The 12,962-nt window shown below is 65.1% G+C and carries 12 protein-coding genes; 5 read left to right on the top strand and 7 right to left on the bottom strand.

Going from position 1 to position 12,962, the window contains the following annotated elements; translation table 11 throughout:
• Window positions 1-324: 324 nt before the first annotated feature.
• Window positions 325-576: a hypothetical protein gene (locus O3299_RS14670; protein ID WP_305058546.1), complete on the bottom strand. Its 252-nt coding sequence runs from the start codon at window positions 574-576 to the stop codon at window positions 325-327.
• Between O3299_RS14670 and O3299_RS14665 the strand changes: the two genes are divergently transcribed.
• On the top strand, window positions 575-1,606 hold the full coding sequence (locus tag O3299_RS14665) for an adenosine deaminase (RefSeq protein WP_289911225.1): 1,032 nt from the start codon (window positions 575-577) through the stop codon (window positions 1,604-1,606). The genes O3299_RS14670 and O3299_RS14665 overlap by 2 nt on opposite strands.
• A gap of 21 nt (window positions 1,607-1,627) precedes the next feature.
• Entirely contained in the window at window positions 1,628-4,159 is a 2,532-nt protein-coding gene (locus tag O3299_RS14660) for an ABC transporter permease (RefSeq protein ID WP_305062572.1), read from the top strand.
• Here O3299_RS14660 and O3299_RS14655 read toward each other — a convergent pair.
• Both O3299_RS14655 and O3299_RS14650 read right to left on the bottom strand, forming a co-directional pair.
• A complete protein-coding gene (locus O3299_RS14655; RefSeq protein ID WP_289911221.1) occupies window positions 4,156-5,163 on the bottom strand; it encodes a response regulator in 1,008 nt (335 codons plus the stop codon). The two genes, O3299_RS14660 and O3299_RS14655, sit on opposite strands and share 4 nt — an antisense overlap.
• Window positions 5,164-5,166: 3 nt before the next feature.
• Window positions 5,167-6,393 (bottom strand): HAMP domain-containing sensor histidine kinase, encoded by a 1,227-nt coding sequence (locus O3299_RS14650; RefSeq protein WP_289898669.1) that lies wholly within the window; start codon window positions 6,391-6,393, stop codon window positions 5,167-5,169.
• A 224-nt stretch (window positions 6,394-6,617) separates the two neighbouring features.
• On the opposite strand from O3299_RS14650, the gene cqsA reads away from it, so the two are divergent.
• Window positions 6,618-7,865, top strand: coding sequence for an alpha-hydroxyketone-type quorum-sensing autoinducer synthase (cqsA, locus tag O3299_RS14645; RefSeq protein ID WP_305062571.1), 1,248 nt, complete (start codon window positions 6,618-6,620; stop codon window positions 7,863-7,865).
• Between the two features lie 5 nt (window positions 7,866-7,870).
• On the opposite strand, the gene O3299_RS14640 is transcribed toward cqsA, so the two are convergent.
• From O3299_RS14640 to O3299_RS14630, 3 genes are read right to left on the bottom strand one after another with little or no spacing between them, the layout of a single operon-like run.
• Window positions 7,871-8,320, bottom strand: coding sequence for a MarR family winged helix-turn-helix transcriptional regulator (locus O3299_RS14640; protein WP_099668394.1), 450 nt, complete (start codon window positions 8,318-8,320; stop codon window positions 7,871-7,873).
• A gap of 57 nt (window positions 8,321-8,377) precedes the next feature.
• Complete coding sequence (locus O3299_RS14635; protein WP_305062570.1) at window positions 8,378-8,725, bottom strand: GIY-YIG nuclease family protein; 348 nt, start codon at window positions 8,723-8,725, stop codon at window positions 8,378-8,380.
• 3 nt (window positions 8,726-8,728) lie between these two features.
• On the bottom strand, window positions 8,729-10,006 hold the full coding sequence (locus O3299_RS14630; RefSeq protein ID WP_305062569.1) for an MFS transporter: 1,278 nt from the start codon (window positions 10,004-10,006) through the stop codon (window positions 8,729-8,731).
• A 132-nt stretch (window positions 10,007-10,138) separates the two neighbouring features.
• Here O3299_RS14630 and O3299_RS14625 point away from each other — a divergent pair, with 132 nt between their 5' ends.
• Both O3299_RS14625 and rmuC read left to right on the top strand, forming a co-directional pair.
• Window positions 10,139-10,534 carry a group II truncated hemoglobin gene (locus O3299_RS14625; RefSeq protein WP_034785429.1) on the top strand — a complete coding sequence of 132 codons (396 nt, stop codon included), beginning with the start codon at window positions 10,139-10,141 and terminating at the stop codon, window positions 10,532-10,534.
• A 5-nt stretch (window positions 10,535-10,539) separates the two neighbouring features.
• On the top strand, window positions 10,540-11,925 hold the full coding sequence (rmuC, locus tag O3299_RS14620) for a DNA recombination protein RmuC (protein WP_099666837.1): 1,386 nt from the start codon (window positions 10,540-10,542) through the stop codon (window positions 11,923-11,925).
• Between the two features lie 12 nt (window positions 11,926-11,937).
• Here rmuC and O3299_RS14615 read toward each other — a convergent pair whose 3' ends face one another.
• Window positions 11,938-12,837 carry an MHFG family PEP-CTERM protein gene (locus tag O3299_RS14615; protein WP_305062568.1) on the bottom strand — a complete coding sequence of 300 codons (900 nt, stop codon included), beginning with the start codon at window positions 12,835-12,837 and terminating at the stop codon, window positions 11,938-11,940.
• Between the last annotated feature and the right edge of the window lie 125 nt (window positions 12,838-12,962).

Here is a 12,962-nt window from a genome sequence, read left to right as displayed (position 1 = left end):
ATGTCCTTTAATGTAAACCCGTACTGCCAGTCACCATGGCCGCCCGCCTGGCACTCGCCTGGGCTTGCCGCTTGAACTTTTCCTGTACCCCGTATCGATTTTTATTGTTGTTTCAAGCCCGGCTGTCTTTGCGAGTCCGGATTGCCCGGACCAAAAAACTGGCGCTTGATGCCGTGTGCTGACGTGGCCAGCCGGCTTTTTTTTCACTGTTGATAGCGCTTGCTGCACCTACCATTACCCCATGAAATTTATTATTGCTCTAAAGGATCAGGAAGTCAAAAGATATGTCGGCATATCCTTAATACTTGTTTGTAAATTGTTGATTTAATTGGATAAATCATCAAATTTTTCATCGGTTCCAATGAACTTTTGTATACCTTTTAAACCATCATACGACAATTCGCCAGCGCGTGCCGGAGCCGGCCATGGCGCCGCCGCAGCCTGCGCCATGGCGGCCTGGCGCCGGTGAGGCTGGCCATCTTGCGCTAAGATGCCTGCATGTCTGATGGCCCTGCGCGCCGCGCGTGCGCGTGCGCGAGCCAGCATTTTTATCGTCACCCTATAAGGAACACCCATGATGAACCCCCAATTGCGCGCGATCGTCCGCGGCATGCCGAAGGCCGAACTGCATATCCATATCGAAGGCTCGCTGGAGCCAGAACTGATTTTCGCACTGGCAGAGCGCAATGGCGTGCCTCTGGGCTATGAATCGGTGGAACACTTGCGCAGCGCCTATGCTTTTACGGATTTGCAGTCTTTTCTCGACATTTATTACGCTGGCGCAAGCGTGCTCTTGAAAGAGCAGGATTTCTATGACATGACGCAAGCCTACCTGCGCCGCGCCGAAGCCGATAACGTGCTGCACACGGAAATCTTCTTCGACCCGCAAACCCACACGGCGCGCGGCGTGCCCATTGCCGACGTGATCAACGGCATCCACCGCGCCTGCCAGGACAGCCCCGTCAGCGCCGCCCTGATCCTGTGCTTCCTGCGCCACTTGAGCGAGAAAGAGGCGTTCGAGACCCTGGAAGACGCCTTGCCGCACCGCGATAAATTCATCGGCATCGGCCTCGATTCCTCGGAAGTGGGCAATCCGCCCGAGAAATTCTCGCGCGTGTTTGCCCGCTGCCGCGAACTGGGCCTGCACCTGGTGGCCCACGCGGGCGAGGAAGGCCCGCCGGCCTACATCCGCACGGCGCTCGACGACTTGCAGGTCGAACGCATCGACCATGGCGTGCGCTGCCTGGAAGACGCGGAACTGACGGCCCGCCTGGCGCGCGAACAGATCGCCTTGACCGTCTGCCCCCTGTCGAACACCAAGCTGCGCGTGTTCGACCAGATGCACGACCATAACCTGGTGCAATTGCTCGACGCGGGCTTGCTGGTGACGGTGAACTCGGACGATCCCGCGTATTTCGGCGGCTACATGAACGACAATTTCGACGCCATCTTCGACGCGCTGCCGCTGGGCCTATCCCACGCGCAACGTCTGGCGCGCAACGGTTTCATCGCCGCCTTCCTGCCGCAGGCGCAGAAAGACGCCTTCCTCGCTACCGTCGATGCGTATTTCGCGCAGCACGCCGCCGCCCACGGCAGCGCGCAGTAACTCTATAAAGACCCGCCGCCCATGTTCCGCCTCTCCCTGAAAATGACCGGCCGCGACTGGCGCGCCGGGCAACTGCGTTTCCTGCTCGTCGCGCTGATCGTCGCCGTGGCGGCCCTGTCGGCCGTCGGCTTCTTCGTCGACCGCCTGCGCGCGGGCCTGAACCGCGACGCGCACCAGCTGCTGGGGGCCGACCTGGTCATCAGCGCCGACCAGCCCGTCAATGCGGCCTGGCGCGCGGAGGCGCAGAAGCGCGGCTTCATCCTGGCCGACACGGTGACGTTTCCCAGCATGGCGCAGGCGGGCGAGGGCGAGCAATCGCTGTCGCAGCTGGCCTCCATCAAGGCCGTCTCGCCCGGCTACCCGCAGCGGGGCAAGCTGAAAATCACGACCAAGCTCAGCGAAGCGCAGGATGCCGTCGGCCAACCGACCAGCCAGGTGCCGGCACCCGGCACCCTGTGGGTCGATGCGGCGATTCTGTCCAGCCTGAATGCGAAACTGGGCGATACGCTGACCCTGGGCGACAAGGCGTTTACCGTCACGCAACTGATCGCCAGCGAGCCGGACCGCGGCGCGTCCTTCCTCAACTTCGCTCCCCGCGTGATGCTGCCCTTGAGCGATCTGGCCGCCACGGCGCTGGTGCAGAACGGCTCGCGCGTGTCGTACCGCTTGCTGTTGTCGGCGCCGCCCGCCAAGGCGGGCGAGCTTGCGCAATATCAAGCCTGGCTGGAAAGCCAGATCAAGACGCAAGCGATCAAAGGCGTGCGCATCGAATCGCTGGAGTCGGGTAGTCCGCAGATGCAATCGACCCTGGACCGCGCCGACCGCTTCCTTTCCCTCGTCGGCTTGCTGTCGGCCATGCTGGCGGCCGTCGCCGTGGCCATGGCGGCGCGCCGCTTCATGCTGCGCCACCTCGATGCCTGCGCCATGCTGCGCTGCCTGGGGCTGACGCAAAACCAGGTCACTGCCATGTACGTGATCGAATTCTTATTGGTGGGCCTGGCCGGCAGCGTGGTTGGCGTGATGGTGGGTTTCGGCGGCCACCTGGTGCTGCTGGAGCTGCTGGGCAAGCTGGTGCAGAGCGACTTGCCGCCCGTGTCCATGTTGCCCGCCCTGCAAGGCGTGGCTACCGGCATGCTGTTGCTGCTCGGCTTTGCCCTGCCGCCGATTTTGCAGTTGCGCAATGTCCCCCATAACCGCGTGATCCGCCGCGAGCAGGAGCCGCCGCAGGCGCTGGCCCTGGCCACCTACGGCCTGGGCATCGCCGCCTTCGTCGTGCTGCTCCTGTGGCAAGCGGGCGACGTGAAACTGGCCCTGCTGACGGCGGCCGGCTTCCTGGGCGGCTTCGCCCTGTTCGGCCTGGCCGGCTGGCTGGGTATCCGCTCGCTGAAAACCCTGCGCGGCGCCTTCAATCACCAGGGCTGGCGCTTTGCCGTCACGTCCCTGCAGCGCCGCCCGGGCGCCACCGTCATCCAGGTGGTGTCCCTGGCCTTGGGCCTGATGGCCTTGCTGCTGCTGACGGTGGTGCGCGGCGACTTGATGGTGGCCTGGCGCAACGCCACGCCGCCGGATGCGCCGAACCGCTTCATTATCAATATCCTGCCGGAACAAAAAGACCCGATCGCCGCGCGCCTGGCCCAGGCCGGCGTGGCCAATGCGCCCTTGTATCCGATGATACGGGGGCGCCTGGTAGCCGTGAACGGCAACGCCATCACGGAAACCACGTACGAGGACGACCGCGCCAAGGGCCTGGCCGACCGCGAATTCAACCTGTCGACGATGGCCGCGATGCAGGAAGAAAACAAGCTGGTGGCCGGCAAGTGGTTCGGCAATGCGCCGGGCGCGCCAGCCGAGGCGTCGGTGGAAGAAGGCATCGCCAAGACCCTGAAGCTGAAGCTGGGCGACAAGCTGCGCTTCGACATCGCCGGCCAGCCCGTGGAAGCGGCGATTACCAGTTTACGCAAGCTGGAATGGGGTTCGATGCGCGTCAATTTCTTTGTCATCATCAATCCGGCCGCCATGGCGGATACGCCGCAGACGTGGATCACGGCGTTCCACCTGCCGCCCGCGCAGGCCGACCTGGGCAACGCCTTGCTGCGCGACTACCCGAATCTGACGGTGGTCGACGTGGGCGGCGTGCTCAAGCAAATTCAGGGCGTGCTGGACCAGGTGGTGACGGCCGTCGAATTCCTCTTTGCCTTTACCTTGGCCTCTGGCTTGCTGGTGCTGTATGCGGCCTTGATGGGTTCGCAGGACGAGCGCACGCGCGAAGCGGGCCTGCTGCGCGCGCTGGGCGCCACGCGGCGCCAGCTGGCGCAGGCGCAGCTGATCGAGTTTTCCCTCGTCGGCGCGCTGGCCGGCCTGCTGGCGGCCTCGGGCGCGGCGGCCATGGGCTGGGCGCTGGCCACGTACCAGTTCAAGTTCGCCTGGAGCTTCGCGCCCGGCGTGTGGGCCTTTGGCTTGCTGGCCGGCGCCCTGTGCGCGATCGCCGGCGGCTGGCTGGGCTTGCGCAATGTGCTGAAACATCCGCCGCTGCAAACCTTGCGGGAAAGCTAGGCTCCCACGCTGTCGTCCGCCTGCGCGCGTAAGAATTGCGCGTAGGACATGACTGGCTGCCCCAGCTGGTGCGGCGGCACGTCGAACAGGGCCCAGAAGTAGGTTTCGCGTCCCAGGCAGATGGTCGGCGCGGCGCAGTAGCGGAACCAGTTTTCGCCGATGTGCGCTGCATACATGCCGTCGCTGTCGGCATCGGAAAAGTACGGGATCACGCGCATTTCCAGCAAGGCCAGCAGCAGGGACTCGGGCGCGTCGCTGTCACGCGCCATTTCGTACTGCGTGTGCAGGCTGCGTTCCGTCTCGATGATCATCAGGCGGGCCTGGCCGTCGCGCGTGAAAAACAGGATGCCGCAGGGATTCGGGAAAATATAGAACTCGACAAAGCCATGGCGCCGGCACAGCTCCTGCACGACGGCGGCCATGGCTTCGTCTTGCAGGAAACTATAGTCATGCAGCAATAGCAAGTCGCGCACCGTGTCCGACTGCTGCAGGAAGAATTCGCGTTGCAGGGAAACGATTTCCTGTTCCAGGATATCGAGCGCATCGTCGTCGCTCTTCTTGATGTAGCGGTCGATCAAGCCCCGGTTGAAGGCCGTCACGGCCACTTTTTCATCGGCCGCGCCCGTAAATAAAATCTTCTTGCACGGCAAGTCACGCACGGCCTGGCAGAATTCCAAGCCATTCATCTGCGGCATCGAATAATCGACCACCAGCACGGAAGGCACGGCAAAGCGTTGCGCCTGGCCGCTGATGCGCCAGATGCGTTCGAGGTCGAGCGCCACGTTGCGCTGGTCGCGCGGCAGGTTTTGCGTGTCGAAATTGACGTGCAGCGGCGTCTCGCCCGGCTGCGTGCTGTGGCGCAGCCAGTGCAGCGCGCTGCTGGTGTCATGAAAGGTCAGGCGCGCCAGCGCGGGATCGAGCTGGAACGCCAGGCTTTTCAGGAAGGAATCGCTGTCATCGATCAATACGGTCAGGGTCGGATGGGAGTAGACGGGCAGTTGCATGCATCACCTTGCGGGGGAAGAGGGTTGTAAGCGGGCAGGCAGGGGCTGGGGAAATTCCAGGATGAAAATCGCATACGCATGCTCGCGCGACACGCAGCGGATGCGCGCCTGCCAGGCCGTGATGATCTGCCGGCACAGGGCCAGGCCGATGCCGCTGCCGTTATGCACGGGATAGGAATAAAAACGCTCGAAGATCAGCGGCAGGCGGTTCTTCGCGATGCCGCAGCCCGTGTCGATGAACAGCAGCCTGGGCACGGGGCGGGCGCCGTCGATGATGATGCGCACGCGGCCCTTGCCGGCCCGCTGGATGGCTTTCAGCGCGTTCCTCAGCAGGTTCAGCAGGATCACCACGCACAGTTCGTCCTGGCCGGCGAACTGGAAGTCGGCGCGCACGTCCACCTTGACGCGGCTGCGCTGGCTGTTGCCGGTGAATGGGTAGCGCTTCAGCACGGAATTCACCATCGCCAGCATCGACAGCGCCTGGCTGGGCTGCAGGTTGCGGTTCACGGCGCTGGCGCTCATCAGGAACAAATCGATCATGTGCTGCATGTGGCGCACTTCGAACTGGATGCGCGACAGGGCTTCCTGCAGCGGCGGCAAGTCGTGCGCCTGATCGGCCAGTTGCGGCAGCAGCCGGCGCATGCCCCGCACATTGGCTTCCACGCTGGTCAGCGGCGTGCGCAGCTCGTGCGCCACGGAACCGAGCCCGGCCGACAGGCCGGCCAGCCGTTCCAGTTCCAGCACCTTGCTGCCCACTTTCACCACGGACAGCGCGGCTATGGTGAACCAGTGCACGGGCAGTTGCTGCAGCACTTCACGCTGCAGCAGGAAGTCGCCTTCCCCCTGCAGGATGACGGCCAGGCAGGCGGTGCTGGTGCCGATCAGGTAGGCGCGGCAAGCCAGCTTCGTTTCGAAATGAAACAGCACGACCAGGCCGATCAGCAGCGATTCGCTCCAGATGGACGACGCGTGGTTCATCAGAAACATGAAGGTAAAGAAGAAGGGCAGGATGTAGCTGAGCGCGAACAGCAGGTAGCGCGACAGCCAGCGGGCCGAGAAGTGGCGCGCAAACAGGCCGACCGCGCAGATGCCCACGCCCGTCAGGCGCAAGGTCAGGTTTTCATAGGCTTGCGGAAAAAAGTAATTCCACAGCAGGTAGTACAGCGGCATCGCCACCGTGCCCACGGCGGCCAGCATGGCGACCCGGCCGGCCAGGTTTTCATGGGGCATGCGTTCATGCAGCAGCGAATGGAGCAGGCGCCTGCGCCAGTGTGTCCATCGTCCTTGCAATTGCTGCGTCATGACTCTGCCTTGATTCTCTTCAGAACATTATCATCGCGTAAATTTTCCTGGTTGAACGGTTATCTCATCGGACATTGATATACGTCAATGGATGGGTTCGCGAGACGGTCAAGGCTTTAAGCCGCAGCAAACCTTTCCCCAGGAGAAAACTCATGACCATCGCTACCAGCTTGCACGCCCCATCCTTCGTCCGCGCAGAACACTGCTTGCCAGACTACATCGTGCGGCGCATGGATGCGCACCACGTCACGCGCATCGAAAAATTGCTGGGCGGCCAGCATCCCCATGCCTGGCAACCGACACCCGCCCATGCCATTTTCCTGGCCGGCAATGACTACCTGTCCATCGCCGCCGAACCGGCGCTGGTGGCGGCCCAGGTGGCGTCCCTGCAGGCGAATGCGGGCGGCATGCTGATGTCGGCCGTGTACTTGCAGGAAGGCAGCGAACAGCACCGGCTGGAAAGCCGGCTGGCCCGCTTCATGGGCAGCGAGGATGGCATCCTGGCGCAGTCCGGCATGGCGGCCAACGTCGGGCTGATCCAGTGCATCGCCAGCCCCGGCATTCCCGTCTACCTCGACATGCAGGCCCACGCCTCGCTGTGGGAAGGCGTGCTGTCGGCGCAGGCCCAGGCCGTGCCCTTCCTGCACAACGACATGACGCACTTGCGGCGGCAGGTGGAAAAGCATGGCCGCGGGGTGATCGTCGTCGACGCCCTGTACAGCACCAACGGCAGCCTGGCGCCGCTGCTGGAATTGCTTGACATCGCCGAGCGCAGCGACTGCGTGGTGGTGGTCGACGAGTCGCACTCGCTGGGCACGCACGGCCCGCAGGGCGCGGGCCTGGTGGAGGCGTGGGGACTGGGCCACCGCGTGCATTTCCGCACGGCGTCGCTGGCCAAGGCCTTCGCGGGCCGGGCCGGTTTCATCAGCTGTTCCAGCCGCTTCAAGGGCTATTTCTTGTCCGAATCACGGCCCGCCATCTTCAGCTCCTGTTTGCTGGCGCATGAGCTGGCGTGGCTGGGCGCGGCGCTCGATTTCATCATGGCCGCCGATGGACGGCGCGCCACCCTGCAACGCCATACGCTGCAGGTGCGCGAAGGCTTGCGCGAGCTGGGCTACAACGTCAGCGATGGCACGGAGCAGATCGTGGCGCTGGAGGCGGGCGGCGAACCGGCCACCCTGGCCCTGCGCCAGGCGCTGGAGCGGCAAGGCATTTACGGCGCCATGTTTTGCGCCCCGGCAACGGCGAAGAACCGCGCCCTCGTGCGCCTGACCCTCAATGCGGGGCTCGACGGGGCCGCCATCGAGCGGGTGCTGGCGGGCTGCGCCGCCATCCGCGCCGAAGCGGGCGTGGAACACTGGTCATCGACGCGGCGCCTGCGCAGGCTGGCGCTCGTGTAGCGTCGTCAGCCGGCCAGCCGGCCCAGGAGGGCGGAAAGCGCTCCCAGCTGTTCTGCCGGCGCATCCTGCAGCAATTCGCGCCCCACCGCCTGCGCGGTGGCGCTCGCATGCCCCAGCAATTCCTGGCCGGCGGCAGTCAGCACGGCATAGCCGACGCGTGCGTCGCGCGCATCGGCCTGGCGTGCCACCAGGCCAATCTTTTCCAGTGGCATCAAGGAGCGCGTGACGCCGGAGGCCGTCAACGCCAGGCGCTCGGCCAGGTCGATGCGGCGCAGGCGCGCACCGGGTGCGCGCTGCAGCTGGTACAGCAATTGATAGTCGCTGAAGCTCAGGCCATGCAAATTGCCCAGGGCGCTGTCGAAGCGGCGCACGATGAGCGCCTGGGCGCGCGCCAGGCGCAGGCAAAAGTCCAGCGCGCCATCGGCGTCCGGCGACGGGAGAGTGTGATCGTTCATGGCGTCCATTTTATCCGTTGCGAAATGCTTGAGTGCGCAAGTGTAAAGCAATGCCGCTCAATACAGTAGCTGGCCTTGCTCCAGCCACTGTGCGCGGTGCAAGTCCAGCAAGGCGCCCAGTTCGGCGTCCGCATCGAAGGCGGGGTCGTCGGGCAGCTTGAGCGTATCGATGACGGCGCAGGAAAAGGCCGCCGCGCCATCGCGCCGCCAGTCCGCCTGCAGCAGGGCGTTGCGGTGCTTGCCCAGGTTCAGCTCGAAGCGGTGCCGGTTCAGCATGCCGGGCGCGTTGCGGCTGCTGTCGAGCAAGGTGCGCCCGCTGGGCAAGTGCCGCAAGGCGATGATGCCCAGCGGCGGTGGCTGTTGCCGGTAGTGCGCTTTCAATGTTGCCTGTCGTGTCTTGTCCATGTTTTACTTCTCCGATATCGTTTGGGTAATCGCTTCCGGTCCGGCGATGCGCGGGATGGCGGTAAATAATGCGGCCGCCACGGCGGCGGCCAGCAGCAGGGCGCCGCCGCCGCAGAACAGCTCGCCAACGCTCAGGTGGCGCAGCAGCGCACCCGTGGCCGCCGCCGACAGCGGCGCCAGTCCCAGGAAGATGCCCATGAACAGGGCCATCGCCCGGCCCAGCATGGCGGGCGCCACGCGCCGCTGTATCCACGTAAAGATGGCCACCTGCAAGTAGCCGCCGAGCAACCCTGTCACGGCCAGCAGGGCCGCGCCTTGCCAGGCCGAGCTGATTTGTCCCAGGGCCATCAGCAGCAGGCCGACGACCGCGTCGACGAGCAGCAGGGTGGCGCCGAAGTGGCGGCGCAGCCAGGCGCCGCCCAGGCTGGACGCCAGCATGCCGGCCAGGGTGCCGGCGCCATGCGCGCCCATCAGCAAACCCAGCGCGGAGGCGCAATGCAGGCGCTCGCTGGCCAGCACGGGCAAGGCCACTTGCAGCGGCCCCATGACGAAGAACGCCACCACCGCCCAGTACGCATAGCAGCTGCGCAAGGGAAGGTCGCGCCACACCATGGACAGGCCCGCCGCCATGTCGCGCCACATGCCCTGCGCCGCCGCCGCGGCCAGTGGCCGCAGGCTCACTTGCCGCAAGGTCCAGGCGGAGAACAGGAACGTCAGCGCATCGATGGCAAAGGCGGCGGCCAGCGCCGCCATGGGGGTGTGCTGCGCGCCATCGTGGGCGCCGAGCACGAGCGCCGCCAGCAGGGGGCCGGCCAGCAGGGACAGCTGGCGCGCGCCCATCTGCAAGCCATTGGCGTTCTGCAACGATTGCGGCGGCACGGCTTGCGGCAGGATGGCCGTGCCGGCGGGAATGCCGAAGGCGGCCGCGATACCCAGCGCCAGCGCGGCCGCATACGCGAGCGCCAGGCTGGCCTGGTCCAGCAGCAGCAACCCCGCCAGCGCCAGCAGGATGGCGGCGTTCGCGTATTTGCTCAGCAGCATCACGCGCCGGGGCGAATAGCGGTCGGCGATGGTACCGCCCAGCAGAATCAGCACGGCGCGCGGGGCGCCCATCAGGGCCACGGCGATACCCAGGCTGAGGCTATCGCCCGTCAGGCTCAGCACCAGCCAGGGCAGGGCCAGCATGCTGAACTGGTCGCCCAGCATGGAGACGAGGCCGCCGCCCAGCAGCCAGCGGAAGTTGGTATTGCGTAGCAAAGGGGATTCTGCAGTGGTGGGCATGGTTGACCTGTCCGTGTTTAAAGATTGCATAGTAGTTGATATAAGCTTGAGTAGTCAAGTATATTGCTTTTTATGCCGGCAGCGGCAGCTGGCGCCGCATGGGCCGCCGGCGCTTGCGCTATCATGGCGGCCATGACTGATACCACTGCCCCCACCCTCTACGAGACCATCGGCGGCGCCCCCGTGCTGCGCGAAATGGTCGACCGTTTTTATGACTTGATGGAACTCGAAGCCGAGTTCGCCGGCATCCGCGTCATGCATCCGCCTTCGACGGACGGTTCGCGCGACAAGCTGTATTTCTTCCTGACGGGCTGGATGGGCGGCCCGGACTTGTATATCGAGAAGTTCGGCCACCCGCGCCTGCGCGCGCGTCACTTGCCCTACGCCATCGGCACCAGCGAGCGCGACCAGTGGCTGCGCGCCATGGCCTGGGCCATGGAAGACACGGGCATCGAAGAATCCTTGCGCGTGCGCCTGATGGAATCGTTCTATCAGACGGCCGACTGGATGCGCAACAAACCTGACTGACACCCATGAGCCCAATCGAGTTTTACAGCCTGCTGGGCGCCGCCATCGTCGCCATCGTCCTGTTGCTATTGATCTTGCTGCGCCCCCGTGGCGCGGCCGGCGATGGCGCCACCACCCTGGCCCTGGTGCAGCAGCACCAGCAGCAAAGCCTGGAGCGCATCGACCGGGTCGAGCGCGAAGTGCGGCTGCAGCTGCAGGCGTCGGCGCAAGCGACGCGGCAAGACCTGGCCACCAGCCTGGCGCAATTCCAGGCGGCGACCCTGCAGCAGCTCGACAGCCTGCGCACGCAGATGCAGGCCCAGGGAAAAGTCGGGCGCGAGGAACAGGCGCAAAGCCTGGCGCGCTTTGCCGACAGCACCAACCAGACCCTGGCGCAGCTGACGGAGTCGAATGCGCAGCGCATGCTGGAAGTGCGCGCCACCCTGGAAAGCAAGATCCGCGATTTGCAGGCCGACAATGGCGCGCGCCTGGAAGAGATGCGCAAGACGGTCGACGAGAAATTGCACGCCACGCTGGAGACGCGCTTGACTGCCTCGTTCCAGCAAGTGTCGGAGCGGCTGGAAAAAGTCCACCAGGGACTCGGTGAAATGCAGCAGCTGGCGCTGGGCGTGGGCGACCTGAAGCGGGTGCTCACCAACGTCAAGACGCGGGGAACGTGGGGCGAAGTGCAGCTGGAAATGCTGCTGGAGCAGGTACTCACTGTCGACCAGTACGCGAAGAACGTGGAAACCTTGCCGGGCAGCGGCGCGCGCGTGGAATTCGCCCTGAAACTGCCGGGCCTTTCCGATGGCGGGCCGCCCGTGTGGATGCCGATCGATGCGAAGTTCCCCAAGGAACAGTATGAGCGCCTGGTCGAAGCGGCAGAGCGGGCCGATGCCGACGGCGTGGCCCTGGCCGGACGCGAGCTGGAACGGGCCGTGCGGGGCGAAGCGAAAACCATCGCGGACAAATACCTGGCGCCGCCGCTGACCACCGACTTTGCCATCCTCTTCCTGCCCACGGAAGGCTTGTATGCGGAAGTGTTGCGCCGCCCGGGCCTGGCCGATGAATTGCAGCGCGTGCACCGGGTCAGCATCGCGGGGCCATCCACGTTGACGGCCTTGCTCAACAGCCTGCAAATGGGTTTCCGCACCCTGGCGCTGGAAAAGCGCTCGTCGGAAGTGTGGCAAGTGCTGGGCGCCGTGAAGACGGAATTCGGCAAGTTTGGCGACGTGCTGTCGCAAACCCGGCTGACCCTGGAAAAGGCGGCGAAGAATATCGAAAGCGCGGAAGTGCGCAGCCGGCAAATGGCGCGCAAATTGAAATCCGTGGAAGCCTTGCCGGGCGAGGCGGCTGCCTTGCTGCTGGGTAAGGCGGACGCGGGACCGTCCGCCGAAGCGGACGGCGAATAGCCCCGCCGGCGTTCAGGCCGCCGCCGCAGGCCGGCGGCGCAGCGTGGCGCAGACGGTCAGCGCGAGTCCCGCCAGCAGCATGGCCCACGTTTGCGGTTCCGGCACGGCGGGCAGGACGGACAGGCCGGTGGGCGGCAGCGAAGGCAGCATGACGGTGGGGTTGAACGGCTCGACGATGATGCTGCTGCCGCGCGGTGGCTGGCCACCGCCTATGCCCGACGGCAACATCGTGTCGCGGCTGCCGCGCACGAAATCGAAGCCCGGCAGGGGCAGGCCGGCCACCACGGCCGGCGGCGCCGCGCCCGTGAGCGAACCGCCATGCGCGGCGACGGGATGCTCGATGACGGGCACGCCCGTTGCCGCCGGCGCGGCCGCTGCCGGCGTTGCACCGCCCGGCGCGGCGCCAACGGGGGCGGCGCCAGCGCCGCGCGGCCCGGCCGCCGCCTGCGTGATGCGGCTGACATTGCGGCACACGGTGGGCACGAGGATGCAGGCGCCCTGCACGCAGTACACGAGTCCCCTTTCCTGCATCTGCTCGCTCCAGCCTGCACGCGTGACATTGCGGCAAACGCGGCCCGGGCCGAAATGCATGTCGCTGATGCGCGCATCGTAATTGCCCTTGCCGCGGATGGCGTCGCGGCTGATCACGACGATTTCATCATACTGGCGCGCGCGCATGCGCGCCTTCAATTGCTCGCGCACCTGCGGCGCGATGTCCGGGTACCTGTCCACGGCGGCCACGACATCGCCCATGAACGGGTCGGCGCCGGGGCGGTTCCAGCTGCAGTTGTCCAGTACGTCGGCCCGAGGGGTCCCTTTGGCGTATGCGGGCGGCGGCGCGAGGGTCAATATGCCAAGCAGGCAAGCCGCTCCCAGCATGTTGGCGCCCGCGCTCCAAGAGCGGTGTCTCATTATTAGTTTCCTCGTGAAAACAATATCAAAATTGAACTTTTCGTATAAGTTCGGATGTTATCACCGAAGAAACTTCAATATCAACAAATAAATAAAATAATTACAATTAGTGTTGTGTTTGTTGA

It is taken from the genome of Janthinobacterium sp. SUN176, from assembly GCF_030587335.1.
Taxonomy (GTDB): domain Bacteria; phylum Pseudomonadota; class Gammaproteobacteria; order Burkholderiales; family Burkholderiaceae_D; genus Janthinobacterium; species Janthinobacterium kumbetense.
Note: the sequence above shows the minus strand (reverse complement) of the source record. Positions and strands in the feature narration are given on the sequence as shown.